Annotated in this window: 21 protein-coding genes; 3 read left to right on the top strand and 18 right to left on the bottom strand. The window is 42.7% G+C overall.

Annotated features, from left to right (window positions below):
• Positions 1-44 precede the first annotated feature (44 nt).
• The 5 genes from msrA to thyA form a co-directional block, all read right to left on the bottom strand.
• Positions 45-569, bottom strand: a complete 525-nt coding sequence (msrA, locus tag FTU62_RS00165) for a peptide-methionine (S)-S-oxide reductase MsrA (RefSeq protein ID WP_180024449.1) — start codon at positions 567-569, stop codon at positions 45-47.
• A gap of 159 nt (positions 570-728) precedes the next feature.
• Positions 729-1,187, bottom strand: a complete 459-nt coding sequence (locus tag FTU62_RS00160) for an META domain-containing protein (protein ID WP_111884063.1) — start codon at positions 1,185-1,187, stop codon at positions 729-731.
• A gap of 84 nt (positions 1,188-1,271) precedes the next feature.
• Positions 1,272-2,342 carry a DUF4105 domain-containing protein gene (locus FTU62_RS00155; protein WP_180101399.1) on the bottom strand — a complete coding sequence of 357 codons (1,071 nt, stop codon included), beginning with the start codon at positions 2,340-2,342 and terminating at the stop codon, positions 1,272-1,274.
• A 27-nt stretch (positions 2,343-2,369) separates the two neighbouring features.
• On the bottom strand, positions 2,370-2,882 hold the full coding sequence (locus tag FTU62_RS00150) for a dihydrofolate reductase (RefSeq protein ID WP_180101397.1): 513 nt from the start codon (positions 2,880-2,882) through the stop codon (positions 2,370-2,372).
• A 100-nt stretch (positions 2,883-2,982) separates the two neighbouring features.
• A complete protein-coding gene (gene thyA, locus FTU62_RS00145; protein ID WP_078189681.1) occupies positions 2,983-3,825 on the bottom strand; it encodes a thymidylate synthase in 843 nt (280 codons plus the stop codon).
• A 560-nt stretch (positions 3,826-4,385) separates the two neighbouring features.
• Here thyA and FTU62_RS00140 point away from each other — a divergent pair.
• The gene (locus FTU62_RS00140; protein WP_078189680.1) at positions 4,386-4,898 is read left to right on the top strand and encodes a peptidoglycan amidohydrolase family protein; all 513 of its coding nucleotides are present in this window, start codon (positions 4,386-4,388) and stop codon (positions 4,896-4,898) included.
• 21 nt (positions 4,899-4,919) lie between these two features.
• Here FTU62_RS00140 and FTU62_RS00135 read toward each other — a convergent pair whose 3' ends face one another.
• The 3 genes from FTU62_RS00135 to lgt all read right to left on the bottom strand — a co-directional run bounded on the left by FTU62_RS00135 (position 4,920) and on the right by lgt (position 6,650).
• Positions 4,920-5,288 carry a hypothetical protein gene (locus tag FTU62_RS00135; RefSeq protein WP_180101395.1) on the bottom strand — a complete coding sequence of 123 codons (369 nt, stop codon included), beginning with the start codon at positions 5,286-5,288 and terminating at the stop codon, positions 4,920-4,922.
• Positions 5,289-5,681: a hypothetical protein gene (locus tag FTU62_RS00130; protein ID WP_180101393.1), complete on the bottom strand. Its 393-nt coding sequence runs from the start codon at positions 5,679-5,681 to the stop codon at positions 5,289-5,291.
• Between the two features lie 156 nt (positions 5,682-5,837).
• The gene (gene lgt, locus FTU62_RS00125) at positions 5,838-6,650 is read right to left on the bottom strand and encodes a prolipoprotein diacylglyceryl transferase (protein ID WP_180007176.1); all 813 of its coding nucleotides are present in this window, start codon (positions 6,648-6,650) and stop codon (positions 5,838-5,840) included.
• Positions 6,651-6,743: 93 nt separating this feature from the next.
• On the opposite strand from lgt, the gene FTU62_RS00120 reads away from it, so the two are divergent.
• Positions 6,744-7,523, top strand: a complete 780-nt coding sequence (locus FTU62_RS00120; RefSeq protein WP_180101391.1) for an NRDE family protein — start codon at positions 6,744-6,746, stop codon at positions 7,521-7,523.
• 40 nt (positions 7,524-7,563) lie between these two features.
• Here the strand turns inward: FTU62_RS00120 and FTU62_RS00115 are convergent, their stop codons facing one another.
• The 4 genes from FTU62_RS00115 to tatA form a co-directional block, all read right to left on the bottom strand.
• Positions 7,564-9,780, bottom strand: a complete 2,217-nt coding sequence (locus tag FTU62_RS00115) for a PhoX family phosphatase (RefSeq protein WP_180101389.1) — start codon at positions 9,778-9,780, stop codon at positions 7,564-7,566.
• 221 nt (positions 9,781-10,001) lie between these two features.
• Complete coding sequence (tatC, locus tag FTU62_RS00110) at positions 10,002-10,772, bottom strand: twin-arginine translocase subunit TatC (protein WP_180101387.1); 771 nt, start codon at positions 10,770-10,772, stop codon at positions 10,002-10,004.
• The gene (gene tatB / locus FTU62_RS00105; protein ID WP_180101385.1) at positions 10,769-11,233 is read right to left on the bottom strand and encodes a Sec-independent protein translocase protein TatB; all 465 of its coding nucleotides are present in this window, start codon (positions 11,231-11,233) and stop codon (positions 10,769-10,771) included. The genes tatC and tatB overlap by 4 nt, the downstream gene beginning before the upstream one ends.
• Positions 11,234-11,245: 12 nt before the next feature.
• Positions 11,246-11,467, bottom strand: coding sequence for a Sec-independent protein translocase subunit TatA (tatA, locus tag FTU62_RS00100; protein WP_078189673.1), 222 nt, complete (start codon positions 11,465-11,467; stop codon positions 11,246-11,248).
• Between the two features lie 141 nt (positions 11,468-11,608).
• Here tatA and FTU62_RS00095 point away from each other — a divergent pair, with 141 nt between their 5' ends.
• Entirely contained in the window at positions 11,609-12,490 is an 882-nt protein-coding gene (locus FTU62_RS00095; protein WP_180101717.1) for a permease, read from the top strand.
• Positions 12,491-12,885: 395 nt separating this feature from the next.
• Here the strand turns inward: FTU62_RS00095 and rdgB are convergent, their stop codons facing one another.
• From rdgB to FTU62_RS00065, 6 genes are all read right to left on the bottom strand, one after another.
• Complete coding sequence (gene rdgB / locus FTU62_RS00090) at positions 12,886-13,509, bottom strand: RdgB/HAM1 family non-canonical purine NTP pyrophosphatase (protein WP_078192870.1); 624 nt, start codon at positions 13,507-13,509, stop codon at positions 12,886-12,888.
• Positions 13,510-13,612: 103 nt separating this feature from the next.
• Positions 13,613-14,203: a tetratricopeptide repeat protein gene (locus tag FTU62_RS00085; protein WP_078189669.1), complete on the bottom strand. Its 591-nt coding sequence runs from the start codon at positions 14,201-14,203 to the stop codon at positions 13,613-13,615.
• A complete protein-coding gene (gene metW / locus FTU62_RS00080) occupies positions 14,200-14,793 on the bottom strand; it encodes a methionine biosynthesis protein MetW (protein WP_067763682.1) in 594 nt (197 codons plus the stop codon). The genes FTU62_RS00085 and metW overlap by 4 nt, the downstream gene beginning before the upstream one ends.
• Positions 14,793-15,953: a homoserine O-acetyltransferase gene (locus tag FTU62_RS00075; protein ID WP_078192713.1), complete on the bottom strand. Its 1,161-nt coding sequence runs from the start codon at positions 15,951-15,953 to the stop codon at positions 14,793-14,795. The genes metW and FTU62_RS00075 overlap by 1 nt, the downstream gene beginning before the upstream one ends.
• Positions 15,954-16,057: 104 nt before the next feature.
• The gene (gene leuA / locus FTU62_RS00070; protein ID WP_180101383.1) at positions 16,058-17,755 is read right to left on the bottom strand and encodes a 2-isopropylmalate synthase; all 1,698 of its coding nucleotides are present in this window, start codon (positions 17,753-17,755) and stop codon (positions 16,058-16,060) included.
• A gap of 265 nt (positions 17,756-18,020) precedes the next feature.
• Complete coding sequence (locus tag FTU62_RS00065) at positions 18,021-19,127, bottom strand: alpha-hydroxy acid oxidase (protein ID WP_180101716.1); 1,107 nt, start codon at positions 19,125-19,127, stop codon at positions 18,021-18,023.
• Positions 19,128-19,133: the final 6 nt, after the last annotated feature.

The raw sequence follows: 19,133 nt of genomic DNA, 5'->3' as shown, positions 1-19,133 counted from the left end.
GCTTTTTTTATGTCTCTATTTTGAAAAGACGTCGTACAAATAGATCACTCAGATTTGAGTAGGTCTTGAAATTTGCTACGTAATTTCATGAGTTTAGGTGGTATTGAGAAATTACAATAGCCTTGGTTTGGGTTACGTGCAAAGAAGTTCTGATGATATTCTTCGGCAGGGTAGAAGGTCGGCATTGGACTCAGTTCAGTCACGATATTGATGCCTTCAGCTTTTAATTCTTCAATACGTTGTTCAGCCAGCTGCTTTTGTGATTCGTCCTGATAGAAAATCACTGAGCGATACTGTGTACCGACATCGTTGCCTTGACGGTTCAGCGTGGTTGGATCGTGAGTTGCGAAAAATACATCTAGCAATTGGCTAAAACTGATTTGGCTGTCATCAAAATTGATCTGAATGACTTCTGCATGTTGGGTGTTTCCCTCACAGATTTGCTCATAGCTCGGATGCTGAGTAACTCCCCCTGCATAACCACTGACGACTGTTTGCACGCCCTTTAGTTGTAGAAAAACTGCTTCTACACACCAAAAGCACCCACCACCAAATACCGCTTGTTGCATAGTGAAATCCTATTTTGTTCCCTGATGTTTAATATGGGGTTATAGCTAAAAACTGCAATGTACGTCTGTATACTAATCACTAGTTTATGTGCATTAAATGTCTCTGGCATGACTGAACAGTGAATAAAAAAGTCTGCCGAAGCAGACTTTTTTAATAATTTAACGCGGTTGAACAGCGCTTTCATATTGAATTAATAAATTGCCGTGACGGTCTAGCAATTTCAAGGTTTTTCCAAAAACTTGATAATGCGTTACCTTTTCGAGTGCTGCATGGTACTGTCGCTCTAGCCCATTGTTATTGAGACAAGCCATTTGTGTCGCAGCAATCGGGCCAAACGTTATGGTGTCTTTGCCAGCATTATAGCCACCCATTATACGATTACAGCCGTCTGCACCTGAGACACGTTTTGAAGCCGCATCGAATTGAATGCTTGGAATATTATGCGCATTGGGTGCTGTTTTGATTGGAGTGTTGCCAATCTGAGTGGCAATCCAAGTACGATTCTGTAATAGGTTTAAATTTTCAGTTATGGTGTTGTCTTGTGCAGGCATGCTTTCACAGCCTGTCACCACTAAAGTTGAAACCAAAGTTGCAGCAACAAATATTTGTTTTAGCATCGGAATTTCCCCGTGGAAGCATTTCAACTATCTAAGCAAATATCGCACAGATAAGCTAGCCATATTTGTATCAATATTTAAGAATTACAATTGATTGGCGCTTGGATTGGACTGTGAATGCGGCAAACCTTGTCGAATTAATTTGGAATATTGTTCACTGCTCAGTTGCTTGATTTGAGAGACACGAGGGTTAACATGGGCTTTTTGATACCATGTTTTCATATCCCAATTTTGGTCTATGGCATGAAGGTCATGCAAATAATTCGGCAAATAACCCGATGCAAATAAGCGGTAATCGGTTGGAAGCTGATGTTTGGAAACCGCTTGAATCATATCAAACACCAGTGTTGTACAATTACTGGTGAGCGTGTTGTACCATTTGGGCTGAGTCTGCAGTTCATCGGCTTTATGTAGATATTCAATAAACAGCGCCTGCATTTCAGATTTTGGCATGTTTACGGGGAAGAAATAAACCTGTTCTCCGCGTGTATTGCTGCGGGTATAGATGATATCTTTTTCATCAGATGCAATAAGGCTCAGTTCATATTTACGGAAAAAACCACCAATCGCAGAGAATTCTTCGTTTTTCTCTTTGCGAATTTCAATCGAAAATGTCAGCGGTGGTCGGTCAGCAAAATCAAAACTGACCAAGGTATGGGCAATTTGCGGCCCCATCCAATACGAGGTAATGATGTTGACGCCATTGATTTGACTTAGGTCATATTGGCGGGTTTCCCAGTGCGGGGTATAGCTGCCATCGGCATGCCAGTCGAAATTACGCACATTGTGCAAGGTGACAAGATTGCCTTGCTTTTCATAATGTAGAATTTCTGCAACTTCAGGATTCCATTCACGATCTTGGCGTGCTTCCATGCCAAAATACCAAAATAGACCACAGATAAAGCCCACAATATAAATTAAGACATCTTTACGACGGCTAAAAAAGTGTTGGGTAATATAGATGCCTAAAATGCTTAGAGCAAAAGCGATCCAGATCCCAATGATAATGCGGCTGCCTAACCAGCCTGCCGGTTGCTGTATCCACAGGGCGGCACAGAGCCAAATCGAAGAACAGAGGACAAACACACTAAATAGAGCATGAAGAATACTTCGCCCTATTTTTTTGAACATTGCTTGTTGGTCACTCTGTTGCATATTTTTCTTTTAGCTTAAGATTTTTCTTTATTTTCGGTAAGTTGCGAACTCAAAAGCAATCCCAGTTTTGTCGTCGATGTGTTGTTCTGATGCCACTTTTTGAAAGTCCGCAGGAATTTCAGGATAATGCGCATCACCTTGAACATCGAGTTCAACATGCGTGAGTTCTAAACGGTCTGCGATGCCGATGGTTTGCTTAAAAATTTCACCACCACCAATAATAAACAAACTCGTTGGTTTTTCTGAACTCGCGACATCAGCAACAGCTTGCGTTAACGCCTCGTCGATACTATATGCGACTTTGGTGCCTTCAAATGACCAATTGCTATCTCGTGTAATGACCCAATTGACACGCTTCGGTAGGGTACGTCCCATAGACTCTAAGGTTTTGCGTCCCATAACCACCACACCACCTTGGGTGATGGTTTTAAAGTGTTGTAAATCTGCAGAAATATGCCACGGCAAATCATTCCCTTTACCAATGCAGCACTGCTGATCCATAGCGACAACGTGCACGATTTCTAAATTTTGAAATGCCATAGTTTGAACTCAAATAGCCGAATTATTTGCCGTCTATTAGAATGCAAAATCCCGCTTGAGGTAAAGCGGGATTTTGCTTTTCAGTTGGGATTTCTAAAAATTAAACCGCAACTGGAGCTTTAATCGCAGGATGTGATTCATAACCTACGATTTCTATATCTTCAAATTTAAAATCGAAAAGATCGGTGATTTCAGGATTGAGTTTTAATTGGCACAGACCCATTGGTTCACGTGTCAGTTGCAACTGCGCTTGTTCGAAATGGTTGGCATACAAATGTGTATCCCCACCGGTCCAAACGAAGTCGCCCACACCAAGACCACAAACTTGCGCAATCATGTGTGTTAACAGGGCATAGCTTGCAATGTTAAACGGCACACCTAGGAAAACGTCAGCACTACGTTGATATAATTGGCAGGATAATTTTCCGTTTTGGACAAAAAATTGAAACAAGGTATGGCATGGTGGCAATGCAACATTACCTGCCTCATTTGGGTTCCAACCAGACACGATTAGACGACGAGAGTTAGGATTGGTTTTGATTTCATTGACCAACCATTTGATTTGGTCGAAACCATCTTGTTCATATAGGCCATCGGCTTTTTTGGTTGCACCGAAATTACGCCATTGATGACCGTAAACAGGACCTAATTCGCCGGCAGGACGACCGAAGCGTGCAGTTTGTTCTGCTGTAGACCATTCATCCCAAATGGAGACTTTATTGTCTTGCAAATATTGAACATTGGTATCACCTTTAAGGAACCACAACAGTTCAATCACGATAGAGCGGAAATGAACTTTCTTGGTGGTGAGTAAAGGGAAACCTTGAGAAAGATCGAAGCGCATTTGATGACCAAATACAGAACGTGTTCCCGTACCCGTACGGTCGCCCTTGTCGCCGCCGTTGTCGAGAATGTGTTGTAAAAGGTCTAAATACTGGCGCATGTCTCTCTCATAATTTGCTAAATTTCTTGTGGCACATATTAGCTTGTTTTGCGTGTGGAAGGAACTGCGATGGGCGCTTGAATATGGTCAGGTTTAAAAAATCAAAATCATACGGTGTTTATTTGGTGATGAGAAAATTTTGCAGGCAACAAGCGCTGAATTGTCTGAGTTGAAGACGTCTATTCATAACAACTACATCAAGTGTTAACGAGACTATATGTCTGTTAAATCAAGCATGAGCTTAGAAGACTTAAGCTTTATTGTTTACATATTAAGCGATGTTACATTCGCAGCGTTGAAAAAAATACAGATAAGTTTGATTAAAAAATAAACGTGATTTTTCTCATTATGAAGAGGTGATTTTGAACAACTATTTTTGATTAAGAGTCTGATATAAAAAATAAATCTATTTGAATTAAAAATAGACGGTCGTATTTAAATGTGAAGATTTGTTTAAGAAATCTTACATTTTTTACATGAAAAAACATGATTTACGCGGTACTATCACCCTCGTTAAAATTTTTGAATGCCTAAATATAGGCGGGAGTGTGGGTTAAAGAATGGCTTATGATCACAATGTAAACTTGAGTGAAGTGCATGCTCCAGTTCAGGCAAATATCATAATTCGTTCTCAGGCGAGTAAAAATACGGGCAAGTCCAATACCACTCAAAAAGCAGCGACTAAAAATGTGGTATCCCGAAATGGTCAGCGTATCGATATCGATCGTTTGACTGGATTTTTACAAGGCATTACCCGCCAAAGCAGTACTCAGAAATGTGCCCGCAGTGTTCGTCTAGCACTTGAGTCCGCTGGGGCACGTTTTAACGGTCACCCCGTTGCCGCAGCAGATTGGGGCAGCACATTACAAAAAATTGGTTATCAAAAAATTAATTTAGCGTTTGATCGACCTAAGAAAGGCGATATCTATATTATTGACCGCAATCAAAGTAGCCGTTATGGTCATATCGCAGCATATTCAGGTAAGGACTGGGTGTCTGATTATCGTCAAGCGGGTTATGCGGTCTATCGAACTCCAAATGTGAAATACAGCTATTACCGCTTAGCAGATTAAAGCCCATGGCTGCAAAAAAGGTTAGTCTTCAAACCTTTTTGCACGCTGACTGTAGATCGAGACGATAAATAATCCAATTGCAGTAAAGCCCACACATTGCAGCGCTAAAATCCAGCGTTGCTCATTGGGTAGAAAATAAATTAAGCACACTAAACATAAAATTGGCAAACTAGCCAAACCGCATTTTAATGACTGAGACAGTGTTTTTAGTTTGTCTTGTCTGAGCTTATAAAGCAGATCAATCATCATACCAATGGCTAAACTGAAGCCCGCAAAGCGGGGATCTAGTTGTTTTTGTTCAGCGCATAGAAAAATAAGCACGCAGGTACTGATACAAATGATAAGCTTGATTTGTCGGTTACAGCGCTCAGAGTACCAAAACGTCAGCATTTAAACTTTACCTTCGGGCGAAGTGTTCTCGTTTTTATTCAGCAGTGAAATCGGGGAGAGCAGGCAGATTGCCAAAGCCATGAAGCCAATGCCTTGAGCACCCGGGATCAGAATTTCACCCCTATTCATATTGATAAAAACCAGTGCCAACAGCAGTGCAATCGGTATCCACGTCAATAAACGATAGAGCAAACTTGTTGGATTTTTTGCTGCAAAATGAATCTTACAATAACGACAAATCAGGAAAATGACGCCTGTACCCATGAACATTAGAATGGCTTGAAGTGTTAGGGGTTCCATCCAATACAGAACACCGGTCAGTACGACCATCGCAATAAAAAACAAGATTTTTTTAAGTACAGAAACGTTGGGGTTAAACCAAAATTCAAGCATGGATCGATAGTTTAAAAATAAGCTGAATAAACTTTAGCACAGATCAGTTGTCTAATTCAGTCACTTCATGTGGAGTAAATGCGTATGAAGGAATAAATTTCAGCGCATAAAAAAGCGAGGCTTAGACCTCGCTTGCTTAAAGACATTTAGAAAATATTAATGATTCTTTTGTGGACCCCAGTCATAGATTTTTTTCTGGTAGGCATACCACATCATCCATAGTCCAATCAGAATCATCGGAACTGTCAGGAACTGACCTTTACTCATCCATCCGATGAACAGTTGACCATTGTCCGGCTCACGGAAGAATTCAACGGTGAAGCGTGCGATACCATATCCGATGAGGAACAAAGCTGAAACGGCATAACGTGGACGAGGTTTTGAACTAAACCACCACAGCACAATAAACAGAATTAAACCTTCACAGAGTGCTTGATAGAGCTGCGACGGATGGCGCACCAACTGAAGTGGATCGGTCGGGAAGATCATGCCGAAAGCAAAATTAGGATCGGTCACTGCACGACCATACAGTTCGCCACCAATAAAGTTCCCAATACGACCAAACATCAAGCCTGTTGGAACGCAGGGTGCAATAAAGTCGAGGGTTTGAAACCAGGTCATTTTATATTTTTTGCACCACAGTAACATGGCAATCATGACCCCAAGGAAACCGCCATGGAAGCTCATGCCGCCTGTCCAAACTTGGAATAGCCACAGTGGGTTGGCAAGGAACTGATCGAAACCATAAAAGAAGACATAGCCAAAGCGTCCACCAATCACGACACCCAATGCACCGTAGAAAATCAGGTCTGAGACCATTTCTGCGTTCCAGCCGTCACGTTGTTTTGCGCGGTAGCTTGCCAAGCCCCATGCAAATAAAAAGGCCAATAAATACATCAGACCATACCAGTGAACTTGTAGTGGCCCCAGTGATATCGCCACAGGGTCGATATTTGGATATGTCAGCATTGCTGTTCCTTGTCATTATGTTTTGCACAGATTTTAGCTGAATGTGCTGAAAAATGTTGTACATTCAATGTGTAAAGATATTGAGAGTTGAATATGTGCATTGTGGCTTTTGCTTGGCAGGTCTTGGATGACATGCCACTCTGCCTGATTTCGAATCGTGATGAGTTTTATCATCGACCGACGGCAGGCCTAAAGCAATGGGTAGATAGTCCGATTATTGCAGGGCAGGACTTACAGTCTGGTGGAACATGGATGGGGATAACCGCTCAAGGGCGTTGGGCGATTGTGACCAATTTTCGTGATGGTCGTGATCAGACTGCATATCCCACTTCACGTGGTGCTTTGATTCAGCAATTTTTAGAATCTGAGCAAACGCCCATTCGTTTTGCGCAAGCAATTGAACAAATCCAATGTAATTATGCGGGCTTTAATTTATTCGTTGGCGATGCCACTCAAGCCGTTTATATGAGTAATCGCGGTGAAGCACCACAAGTCTTAGCCAAAGGGGTGTATGTCACATCCAATGGTTTAATGACTGAACATTGGGAAAAGACCCGACATTTACGCAAACGTTTCACGCAAGAATTTTTACCGATGCTACAAAGCCAGCAACCACAGGCGGATATAGACGCTGCTGCGTGGGATATTTTGGAAGATGAACGTAAAATCATTCCATCATTGTTACCCAATACTGGGATTCAGGCGGAAATGGAACATTTGCTGTCTTCAACCTTTATTCAAAGTCCGGTGTATGGCACCCGCTGTTCAAATTTATTGTGTATGCGGGATTCACAGTGGCATTGGCAGGAAAAACAGCAGCAGGGTGAGCAACAAGGACAGATCACCCAGATAGAAGTGCATTTAAAGGTATAAAAAAAGCCGACGATTCGTCGGCTTATTTTTTAAAGGTGTTTTATGCGGTTTTTTGTGTTGGCTGAGCTTGTTCTACCGCTTCGCCAGCAATCACTCCACCATCTTTACGGGTGATGACAACGGTCGCTGAGCGAGGACGTGAGGTCGCTGCAGCATTGGTTTGTGATGCCGGCCAGTGGCTGGTCGGTTCAGCATAGGATGCTGAATCTTCACCGGGATGTTGCACATTGATAAAAATCGCTTTGTAGTCAGGTGTCATTGTTACACCTGTGATTTCACACTCTTTTGGTCCAGTCAGGAAGCGACGTAAGTTTTCATCATTCAGTTTTGCACCCACAATGGTTTCTTGACCCGATGATGTCGTGGCTTTTGTACCATCACCGACTTGACCCGGAAGCGCAGCAAGCATCATACAGTTGGTGGTATCAGTATAAGCACCGTCATCGGTTTGAATCCATAACACACCACGTGGGTCGAACCACATCCCATCAGGTGATGACAAGTCATTATTGTCATTTAGACCAGATAAGTTAATGTTGCTCGCCATTTTTGCTTCAGCACCAAACAGGTAAATATCCCAAGTAAAGCTGAGTGCTGTGGTTGTATCACCATCTTCACGGAAACGGATAATATGACCGTTGACGTTGCCTTTACCACCTTCAGGGTCGATGTAGTTACGTGGGTTGGCAGCATCTAGTGCATGCGTCGTACCACGGTTCGAGTTATTGGTGAGGGTCACATAGACTTCACCATTGTCTGGATGCACAGCGACCCATTCAGGACGGTCCATTTTGGTAGCACCGACAGCATCTGCGGCAAGACGTGCGAAGGTCAGAACATCTGCTTGTGAGCTAAACGGATAAACGCTGTTGCTTTGGTTTAAACCATTGACGTTATAGCTCAATTCAATCCATTGACCTTTGCCGTCATTGTTAAATTTGGCAACGTATAACTTACCGTTGTTCATGTATTTGTCGCCCGCGGCATAGCCACCGTTGACATCTTTTTTATTCCATTTTTGGTCGGATACAAATTTATAGATGTATTCACCGCGCGAGTCATCGCCCATGTAAAACGCAAGGTTGTCATCTTCACGCAAGCGACTTGCACGGCAGTCTTCATGTGCAAAGCGACCCAGTGCAGTACGTTTTACTGGGTTTTCACGGCGGTCAAATGGATCGATTTCGACAATCCAACCAAAGGTGTTTGGACCATTACGGTAATCTTCCGCTGCCTGAGTACCGGTAACATTCGCCGACCAACGGTCATATAAATCTTGAGACTCATTACTTCCAATCGCTGTTTCCCAACCATAGCGCGAGTTCGCACCCGCTTTTAGGCCATAACGGTTGAGTGCCACAATTTCAGCAGGACTACGTTTGGCATCATCGTCTTTTGCACGAGCGAAGTAACCAATGAAGTTTTCTTCTGTTGTCAGGTAAGTGCCCCAAGGGGTATAGCCATTACCGCAGTTGTTGTGTGTACCACGGGTTTGTTGACCATTGGCTGAAAACTTTGTACTGACTAAGCTTGAGCCTGCAACAGGGCCTTTAAAGTCCATTACGGTCGATGCTGTGATACGACGGTTAAATGGAGAGTTTTGTACCAGTTTAACGGCTTGAGTCTTGCTGTCTTTTTCAATTTGAATGACAGAAACTCCGTGTGCATTGACTTCACGGATAACTTCATCTTCAGGGCGACGATCTTCCACTTTGGTTGGGCCTTGCGGGTGCAAGAAGGTCGGGTTGATGTATTCATGGTTCATCACCAACAAACCTTGATCAGACTGCTTGGCATCATAACGTCCAGAGGTGGTATTTAAACCAAAGAAGCTCATACCGTCATGGCAGTCACCAGAGCGGAATTGGAAGCTCGGGCCAGAAGGAACATTGTTATCATCCCACGCTGGGTATGCAGGGTTAATCGAGTCACCCATCGCATATAGCACATGCGCTTGATAGCCTTCAGGAACAGTCACAATATCGTCTAAATTTTTTTTCACCGGTGTGAAATTGAACTTGGTCGGTTTTTGATTTGGATCGGTAACTGGTGGTTTGGTATTGCTATTTGAATCTGAGTCATTGTCATCATTACACCCCGTTAATGAAGATGCCAATGCAAGTGCGACTGCACCACTCGCAGTCTTGGTAATCAAGCTACGACGGCTGATGCGTTGTTCTAAAATGTCACGAAAATGAAGGTTATCCGAAGTGTTGTTATCAAGTTCTTGATCTTCGTTATATGGCATGTTTGTCATGAATTTAAATCCTGGCAAAGGTGTGCTGGGTAAAAGTTGATCACATAAAACTATCGATAAAATATGACAATGCTTTGAAGCTAATGTTGCAAACTGATGAAATAGGCGTTTAGATTTCGCTGCATGTAAATTGCAAAACATTAAATGGGTGCATAAAAAAAAGAGGCTATCTCAGCCTCTTAGGTGTAAAACTCACCAAAATTGTCGAAAAATAAGTTTGTTTAAGGTGCAGATGCACGTCGTTTTTCAATCAGCTTGCCAAAGAACAAACCCAGCTCAAACAGCATCCACATAGGAATGGCTAACATGATCATCGAAAGCGCATCGGGTGGCGTGGCAAACATGGCGACAAAAAAACAGCCGACGATAATAAAACGACGCTTCTCCACCAAGGTTTGAGTAGACACCACCCCGATTAAAATCAAAATTAATGTGATCATCGGAATCTCAAAGGTCAGTCCAAACACCAAAAAAAGTTTTAAGCAAAAACTTAAATAACTATTGATGTCCGTCATTGGGGCGACCGTTTCAGGGGAAACACTCATAAAAAAATGTAGGATGGATGGCAGGGCAACCCAATAGGCAAAGGCAATACCGGCATAGAAAAGGATGATGCTGCCAAATAATAAGGGCATCGCCAAATGCCGCTCTTTTTCATACAGTGCAGGTTTGATGAAGGCCCAAAGTTGATAAATCACGAAGGGCATCGCGAGCATTAGCGCGACAAAGAAATTCAACTTAAACGGCGCCATAAAGGTGGCGGTCACATCCGTTGCAATCATGGATGAGTTCATCGGCAACTGCGCACGCAGTGGCTCTGACATCAATTGATAGCTTTGATTGGCAAAGGGTAGTAAACAAAAGAACAGAATCAAAATAAGTCCTGTAATTTTGATCAAATGCCGACGCAAAATCACCAAATGTTTGGTGATCGGCATTTCTTCCAAATCAGGCACAGTGTTCTGTGAATTGTTCAGTGAAAGATCTGTCATACGGCCACCTGATATTCTGCTAATGCATCGGTCGAGCTTAATGCAGCAGATTGATCTGTTTTAATTTCGTGCTTTATTTTCATTTGGGGTGTAACCATGGCAAAGATCGTGCTCTGACCACGTTCGATGTATTGATAACGTGGGGATAAATTTTTATTGTCAGGTAGGACTGCTTCTTGTTGTTTTTGCGCAGTCTGTTCTATGGGATGTTGCGTTTGTTGCAATTCATTCATCTGCGCTTGCATACGCGCTTCGAGCTGTTGAATACGTTGCATTTCTTCACGAAGTTCGGACATGCGAAGTTCACGGTCAATATCTGTTTGTACGTTACTGATCAGTCGTTTAACTTTCCCGTACCATTTACCTGCAAAGCGGATACCTTCAGGCAGTTTTTCTGGGCCAAGTACGATCAGCGCAATAATGCTGAACACCAGTAATTCGCTAATACCAATATTAAGCATTATGACAACTCCTTAGCTTTGAACTGAGGAATTGGTTTTATTTTGAGCTTCATGCTCTAGCGTGCGAGGCTCATTAAGCTGTGTATTTGCTGCGTCTTCATCACGCATCGATTTTTTGAAATCTTTGACCGCGCCGCCGACATCTTTGCCCAAGTTTTTTAGTTTTGATGTACCAAAGAGTAAAATCACCACAATTGCAAAAATCAGTACATGCCAAATCGATAGTCCAGCCATCTTGTTATCCTCTTGTTGGTCTGCACAACATTTCAGCAGTTGTAGATGACAGTGAAGTGACCAAGATGTTGCAGTTTAAAGACAGCCGCGAAGCTTATGTTCAGTGTTACTATGCATGGATTGAGCAGTGAGGGTGGTGTAGTGGCGTTTCTTCTTCCGATATTGGGTTTTTTAAGTGGCCTCGGATTGGCATCATTATCAGGAACCGCGTCGCTCAAATCGATTTTCTCTAGCTTACTTGCACGCTGTTTTATTCCAGCCGTAATCATCTACAACATGGTGTTCTATCAAGCAGGCAGTTTAGCGCTCATGCTCTTTAGCTTTAGTGTTGCCGTGCTGATGTTTTATTTATTTCGCTGGCTGTTAAAAGATAGTTTACGTGCCTTGTGTGTCAGTTATTTGAACTTGGCTTGGCTGGGTTTTCCTTTTGCCTTAGCACTGTTTGGCCCTGAAATTAGTGCAGCGATGGTGGCTCTGTATGTCGGTGGCTCTATCTTTGGCAATATGTGGGCCGTTACAGCCGTCAGTTCAGCCCAACTCCCATGGTCGAGCGTGATTCAAAAAGTGGCGATGTCACCGCCTGTATTTGCCTTGATGATTGCAGGTGTCTGTCGAATAGTTGGATTACAGCATATAGAAGAACATCAGCTCTTAGATTGGCTGTATCAGGCTGCAAAAATTGGAATGAGTTTCACAGGGATGTGCGTCTTAGGCATGTGGCTGCGCCAAACTAAGGTACAGTGGCGTGATCTGATGAACAGTAGTCGTATTTATGCGATGAAACTCACCGTTGGCGCGGTGATCTGTAGTTTGAGTTATGCCTTTCTTCCGATTCCCCAGATCGAGAAATATATTGGGGTGATGTTCATGCTGTTCTGCTTACCCCCTGCAGCCAATATTGTGGCTTTAGAAACGCATTATCAAGGAACAGGCACTTCGGCACGTTATATTGCTTCAGGCACGATTATGAGCTGCATCGTCGTCAGTTTTTATGGGTTAATTTTGCATCTTTTTTCGCTTTAAAATGAAAAGTGAATTATAGATGCCCGCAAAGGGCGACTACTTGAGCTGTTTTCGAATCTGCCAATCACGCACGAGGGCGTATATCATTGCGATACCTATCAGGCCTGGAAATCCAACCTGACCTTGCGACAGATTAAGCATGATCGACAGCACGATAAATACTGCAAAAATAACGTAAGTGGTACGAAAGCCTGAGGTGAGCGGGTAGGTTAGTTGCGCATGGCAATGAGGGCAGCTTATTTTTTGAAAACCAAGAAATGAGCGTGTTGGGATTTCAGTTGAAGTGTGATGGCAAGCGTTGCATATGATCTGTATCGGTTGAAGTGCCATAATTATTCTATTTTTATTCAGGGATTGGAGTTAATCTTTGGCATTAAGATTAACTCCAATTCAAATTATTTCAAACTTGCTTTAAATAATTTCATCGCCTGACCACGATGGCTGATTTTATTTTTTTCTTCTTTTGATAATTCAGCGCTAGAAACGTTTAGTTCAGGCAGCCAAAACAGTGGGTCATAGCCAAAGCCATTTTCACCACGTGCTGCTTCCATCACTTCACCGCGCCAAATCCCTTGGAAAATTTGTGGGAGTGGGTCTTCTGCATGTTGGACCAAAGCCAAGACACATACAAACATCCCTTCGATGGCTTCACCCTCTTTACGGAGCGGTTTGAGGTCAGCAAGCAACTTGGCATTGTTAGCGGCATCATTGCCATGTTCACCTGCATAGCGCGCAGAGTAAATCCCTGGTGCGCCACCAAGCACAGGTACGCAAATGCCAGAATCATCTGCAATGGCTGGCTTGCCTGAAATTTTCGACGCATGACGCGCTTTGATAATGGCATTTTCAACAAAGCTTAGACCGTCTTCGATGGCATCTTCAATGTTTAATTGACCTTGAGGAATCACTTCAACAGGCAAATTCAGTTCCGCAAACATTTTTTCAAATTCTGCAATTTTGCCTTTGTTATTACTTGCAAGCACCAAAGTGCCTTGAGATAACCAATCAGTTGAAGCCATGTGAATATTCACCATAAAACAAGATTTGAGGCTATTTTAACAAGATGCTGTGGTTGACAGGCAATAAAAAAGCACCCGAAGGTGCTTTTTAAGATTCAAAAACTTATTGTGCTTGAATCCATTTGTCTGCACGGTCACGTGCTTGACGAATTTGGTCTTGGCTTAAGTTGGCTGCCAATGCCGTTTTCTTACCTTCAGACAAGCTAATCACTTTGTTGTCGAGCATGCCATCACGGGTAGAAAGTTCATACCATTGGTATGCACCCATGTAGTTTTTCTTTTGCTCTTCCATCATGGCTAAGTTAAAGCTTGCGCGGTTATCACCACGGCTGGCTGCTTTTTCGAAATATTGACGAGCAAGCGCTTCATCTTTTTTAGTCCCAATGCCATCTGCAAGCATACGACCTACATTAAGCTGTGCTGCAGATAAACCTTGATCAGCAGCAGCCTTATACCATGCAAAAGCTTGACGTTCATCTTTGGCAACGTCTTTACCTTGTTGATATTTAGTGCCTAAGTAAAACTGAGCACCGGGCTGACCTGCTTTAGCAGCTTTACTTAAGCTGTGAATATCCATAATTGAATATTGAGCAGCTTGGCTAGAAACTGAAGATGATGGAGCAACATAATCCGCATGGGCTTGTATGCTAAAAAGTCCAATCAGTAGCGTCGTGCTTAATAATAATTTTTTCATAGAGCGCTCACTCGATAAATTGCGACTTCACCAAATAGATTTGGGAGACGTTTACTGAGTAAACTGTCTTGTTGATCCCCATTCACGGCAAGTCGGTTAATAATCCGGATGTTATTTTCAGCACACAGCGCTTCAAAATCACGGAAAGTACATAAATGAATATTGGGTGTGTTATACCACATATAGGGTAACGCGTCTGAAACGGGCATCATTCCTTTTAATGCAAGGAAAGAACGAGTCTTCCAATGTGCAAAGTTTGGAAAGGTAATAATAGCCTGTTTCCCCACACGCACCATGTCTCTTAAGAGAACGTCTGGTGCATCTACAGCTTGCAAGGCTTGTGCCATAACCACATAGTCAAAAGACTGGTCGGCAAAGCGACTTAAACCTAAGTTCAAGTCCTGTTGGATGATATTTAACCCGCGACTGACTGCAATTGCAATCTTTTCTTGATCAATTTCTAAGCCATATGCACGAATATTGTGCTTTTTGCTCATATGTGCAAGCAGTTCACCGTCACCACACCCTAAATCGAGTACGCTTGAATCTGGTTTAATCCAACGTTCAGCCAGTTGATGATCAATACGCATTAGTTGGTCTCCTTCGGTGTTTCTTGCAGGTGTTTTACACCGCCTAGGAATGCACGTAAGCTTTTCACATATAACGGAATCGGGAACAAGAAAGAGTCATGGCCTTGTTCAGCATCAATATCCACATAGCTCACAGGCTTATGATTGCTAATTAATGCATCTACAATTTCTTGCGAACGAGCAGGGGCAAAACGCCAGTCCGTTGTAAACGAAACAACTAAAAATTGACACTTGGTTTTAGACATCGCGGTTTTTAATGATTGCTCATATTCACGTGATGGATCGAAATAATCTAAAGCCTTGGTCATGATCAAATAGGTATTGGCATCAAAGTTACGGCTAAATTGCTCACCTTGATAACGCAAATAACTTTCGACTTGGAATTCGACGTCAAAGCCATACATAAATTTACCTGACTTTAAGTCACGGCCAAATTTTTGTTTCATGGCTTCTTCAGAGAGGTAAGTGATATGACCCACCATACGGGCCAAGATCAAACCTCGCTTAGGATAACTATCATTTTCTAAATAGCGACCATCATGGAAATCAGGGTCAGACAAAATCGACTGACGCGCCACTTCGTTAAAGGCAATGTTTTGTGCAGACAGTTTTGGTGTACTGGCAATAATCACGCACTTTTGTAAACGATCTGGATAGTCCACAGACCATTGTAGAGCTTGCATGCCCCCTAAAGAGCCGCCAATCACCGCATACCACTGCTGAATTTCTAAACGATCAGACAACATGGCTTGGGTTTTGACCCAGTCACGGACAGTCACTAATGGGAAATCAGGACCATAAGGGCGATTGTCATTTTCAGGATTTGGAGAGGTCGGTCCAGTAGAACCGCTACAGCCGCCAATATTATTTAATGCTACGACAAAGAATTTTGACGTATCAATGGCTTTGCCTGGTCCAATACATGCGTCCCACCAACCCGGTTTACGGTCATCTTCATGATGATAACCTGCTGCATGGTGATGGCCTGACAGAGCATGACAAATCAAAATTGCATTAGATTTGTCTGCATTCAGTTCGCCATAAGTTTCAACCATGAGCTCAAAACGTGGGAGTATGCGATCGCATTCGAGCTCTAACGGCTCTTCAAAAATAAACTTTTGTGGGGTAACTAAGCCCACTGAGTCAGCTGGAAAAGACACAGGAATAATTCGCCTTAAATCTTTAGTATGAATAATAAAAGGATACCACTTGAGGGTATCCTTCTAAAGTCATTTTATTGCTATTTGATATTTATAGCATTGAATTAGACTGCAGCAGCAATCACTTGTTCAGTACTTAAAACACCTTGTTCAATTAAACGGTTAGTGCTGGCAATAATCGCTTCGATGGATGCAGTCACGATGTTGTCATGTACACCTGCGCCGAATGCAGACTTACCTGTACCTTTCACTTGAAGTTCAATTAAAGCTAATGCTTTGGCATGCGCACCAGAACTGATACTACGTTCTTCATAGTTCAATACATCAATCGGCAACTGCAAGGCATTTAAGATAGCAGAGATTGGGCCGTTGCCTTCACCACGTAATTGCTGGATCTCACCGTTCACTTCGATATCGAGTTCAATGACTTGCTTGCCATTTTCATCATGTAAGCGGTAGTTTTTCGCCGCATAATGTGTATCTTTGGCAGCAACATAGGTGTCTTTAAATAATGACCAGATCGCTTGTGCAGAAATCTCGGTGCCGTCTTCATCTGTTTTTTGCTGTACGATTTGCGAGAACTCAATTTGAATACGACGAGGCAACACCACGTTGTAATTTGATTCTAACAAGTACGCAATACCGCCTTTACCAGACTGTGAGTTGACACGAATCACGGCATCATAGTCGCGGCCCAAGTCTTTCGGGTCGATTGGCAAATAAGGCATATCCCACATTTCTTCGTTCTTTTGGAACTCGAAACCTTTTTTAATGGCATCTTGGTGTGAACCAGAGAACGCGGTGAAGACCAAATCACCAGCATACGGATGACGAGGGTGTACCGGCAAGCCTGTACATTCTTCAATGATTGAAATGATTTCGTTGATGTTTGAGAAATCTAAGTTTGGCGCAACACCTTGGGTATACATGTTCAATGCAATCGCTGCAACGTCCACGTTACCTGTACGTTCACCGTTACCAAACACACAACCTTCGACGCGGTCAGCACCAGCCATAATGGCCAACTCAGAAGCAGCAATACCACAGCCACGGTCGTTATGACAGTGCACAGAAATAATCACACCGTCACGGCGCTCAATATTACGGTGCATCCATTCCACTTGGTCGGCATAGACGTTTGGACCAGAAACTTCAACCGTTGCAGGCAAGTTTAAAATCACTTTGTTCTCTGGAGATGCTTCCCAAATTTCAGTGACCGCATCACAGACATCTTTAGCAACTTCTAGTTCTGTTGCAGTAAAACACTCTGGACTGTATTGGAATACAAATTCAGTTTCAGGCTGTTTTGCAGCGTATTCTTTGACTTTCGTTGCAGCGTTAATCGCTAATTGTTTTGCACCAGCAACATCAACATTCAACACTTTATTGCGGAAAGTTGGAGAGTTTGAGTTGTAGATATGCACGATGGCACGTTTCGCACCTTGTAATGATTCAAATGTACGTTGAATCAAATGATCACGTGCTTGAACCAAAACTTCGATGTACACATCATCAGGAATATGGCCGCCTTCGATCAACAAACGCGTGAAATCAAAGTCGATTTGTGATGCAGAAGGGAAGCCGATTTCAATGTGTTTGAAACCAATTTTCACAAGCATTTGGAACATTTTGAACTTTTGTTCAATGTTCATTGGCTCGAAGATCGCTTGGTTACCGTCACGAAGGTCGGTACTCATCCAGATCGGCGCTTTATTGATTTCGTTATTTGGCCATTGACGGTCTGGTAAGTCTACACGTTGGTACATGCGACGGTATTTTTTGCTTGGATCTGCCAACATCATGTGAAAACTCCTTAGATAGTACCGTGAGCAAAATGTCGTGGATAAACGGCAGGTACTACTTATATAGATTGTGTCTATTCTAACAATTTACAAGTTTAATTTCGGAGTCTTTAGTCGAAAGTCGAAATAAATCTGTAAAGATTCACATGACTTAGCTTTACCGTAAGCTCGTAAATGTATAACTAAATATTAGTCCATATATTCCGGAAATAATTTCCTATTTTTGCGTTAAGATGCAATTACTGGAAAATTTTTTTCTATAAAATTAGCTTTTTTGAAAAATATAATCTTTATTAATCTCATCGACGGTGGCTGTTCCCATCAATGCCATCGTAATCTCAAATTCTTCTTTCAGTATTTTGAGTACATGGGCAACGCCTAAAGCGCCCGCAGTCGCTAAACCATAAATGCAAGGACGGCCGACTAATACGGCAGATGCACCCAAGGCTATCGCTTTAAACACATCTGAACCACGACGAATACCACCATCATATAAAACTGGAAAATCCGTGGGCACAACTTTTTTAATCAGTTCTAAAGCGGTGAGAGGGGGAATGCAACCATCCAGTATGCGCCCACCATGATTCGACACAATAATGCCTTGTACACCGTGTTGCAGGGCAAGTTCAGCATCATGTGGATTGACAATGCCCTTTAAAATAATTGGTAATGAGGTGTTTTGACTGAGCCAAAGGATATCCGCCCATGTTGGTGCGATTTTCATCAGACCATTAAATACGGGATGATCGCCATCATTGAGCTCAGGCAATGGGATATGTGCAGGGGTATGCGGATGTTGCATGCCTTCAGGCAAATGAAAAAACACTCGACGTTCACGGTCACGAATCCCTGTATGCGGGGAATCAATAGTCACCACAATCGCTTTATAGGCATGTTCTTCTGCCATCTTGACCAGCGATAATGACTTTTCGCGTTCTCCTTGCCAATACAATTGGAACCATTTGTAAGGATTGTCCTGCTTTAACTCACGCATATCTGTATTGGTAAACGTACTGAGGATCATATTGCTGCCAAGGACTTCGGCAGCGAGGGCTGTTGCAGCTTCAGCATCAGGATGAAATTGTTGTTGATGACCTATCGGGGCTACAAAAATAGGATGTGGGAAACGTTGCCCTAAGATTTCGATTTGGGTATGACCTTGGGTTAGATCTTTCAGCATACGTGGTAGCAGTTGTATCTGTTCAAACTGAGACAAATTGCCACGGACACTGTGTTCATCCATCGAGCCGCCTTGCAAGTACTGCCACACCATTTGAGAAAGGTGTTTTTCAGCCTCGACTTCATAATCTGCAATGGTTTGCAAATGAGCTGGTATTTGTGTCAGTGGCGCTAAAATGTTGTGATCAGTCATTGGTAG

Source organism: Acinetobacter sp. YH12126, from assembly GCF_013418745.1.
Taxonomy (GTDB): Bacteria; Pseudomonadota; Gammaproteobacteria; order Pseudomonadales; family Moraxellaceae; genus Acinetobacter; species Acinetobacter amyesii.
The sequence above is the reverse complement of the archived record's forward strand: the minus strand, read 5'-3'. Positions and strand labels throughout refer to the sequence as shown.

Excerpts from the sequence above, each read along its gene's own strand:
- msrA (WP_180024449.1), bottom strand. The coding sequence starts at position 569 with ATGCAACAAGCGGTATTTGGTGGTGGGTGCTTTTGGTGTGTAGAAGCA.
- FTU62_RS00160 (WP_111884063.1), bottom strand. The coding sequence starts at position 1,187 with ATGCTAAAACAAATATTTGTTGCTGCAACTTTGGTTTCAACTTTAGTG.
- FTU62_RS00155 (WP_180101399.1), bottom strand. The coding sequence starts at position 2,342 with ATGCAACAGAGTGACCAACAAGCAATGTTCAAAAAAATAGGGCGAAGT.
- FTU62_RS00150 (WP_180101397.1), bottom strand. The coding sequence starts at position 2,882 with ATGGCATTTCAAAATTTAGAAATCGTGCACGTTGTCGCTATGGATCAG.
- thyA (WP_078189681.1), bottom strand. The coding sequence starts at position 3,825 with ATGCGCCAGTATTTAGACCTTTTACAACACATTCTCGACAACGGCGGC.
- FTU62_RS00140 (WP_078189680.1), top strand. The coding sequence starts at position 4,386 with ATGGCTTATGATCACAATGTAAACTTGAGTGAAGTGCATGCTCCAGTT.
- FTU62_RS00135 (WP_180101395.1), bottom strand. The coding sequence starts at position 5,288 with ATGCTGACGTTTTGGTACTCTGAGCGCTGTAACCGACAAATCAAGCTT.
- FTU62_RS00130 (WP_180101393.1), bottom strand. The coding sequence starts at position 5,681 with ATGCTTGAATTTTGGTTTAACCCCAACGTTTCTGTACTTAAAAAAATC.
- lgt (WP_180007176.1), bottom strand. The coding sequence starts at position 6,650 with ATGCTGACATATCCAAATATCGACCCTGTGGCGATATCACTGGGGCCA.
- FTU62_RS00120 (WP_180101391.1), top strand. The coding sequence starts at position 6,744 with ATGTGCATTGTGGCTTTTGCTTGGCAGGTCTTGGATGACATGCCACTC.
- FTU62_RS00115 (WP_180101389.1), bottom strand. The coding sequence starts at position 9,780 with ATGACAAACATGCCATATAACGAAGATCAAGAACTTGATAACAACACT.
- tatC (WP_180101387.1), bottom strand. The coding sequence starts at position 10,772 with ATGACAGATCTTTCACTGAACAATTCACAGAACACTGTGCCTGATTTG.
- tatB (WP_180101385.1), bottom strand. The coding sequence starts at position 11,233 with ATGCTTAATATTGGTATTAGCGAATTACTGGTGTTCAGCATTATTGCG.
- tatA (WP_078189673.1), bottom strand. The coding sequence starts at position 11,467 with ATGGCTGGACTATCGATTTGGCATGTACTGATTTTTGCAATTGTGGTG.
- rdgB (WP_078192870.1), bottom strand. The coding sequence starts at position 13,509 with ATGGCTTCAACTGATTGGTTATCTCAAGGCACTTTGGTGCTTGCAAGT.
- FTU62_RS00085 (WP_078189669.1), bottom strand. The coding sequence starts at position 14,203 with ATGAAAAAATTATTATTAAGCACGACGCTACTGATTGGACTTTTTAGC.
- metW (WP_067763682.1), bottom strand. The coding sequence starts at position 14,793 with ATGCGTATTGATCATCAACTGGCTGAACGTTGGATTAAACCAGATTCA.
- leuA (WP_180101383.1), bottom strand. The coding sequence starts at position 17,755 with ATGATGTTGGCAGATCCAAGCAAAAAATACCGTCGCATGTACCAACGT.
- FTU62_RS00065 (WP_180101716.1), bottom strand. The coding sequence starts at position 19,127 with ATGACTGATCACAACATTTTAGCGCCACTGACACAAATACCAGCTCAT.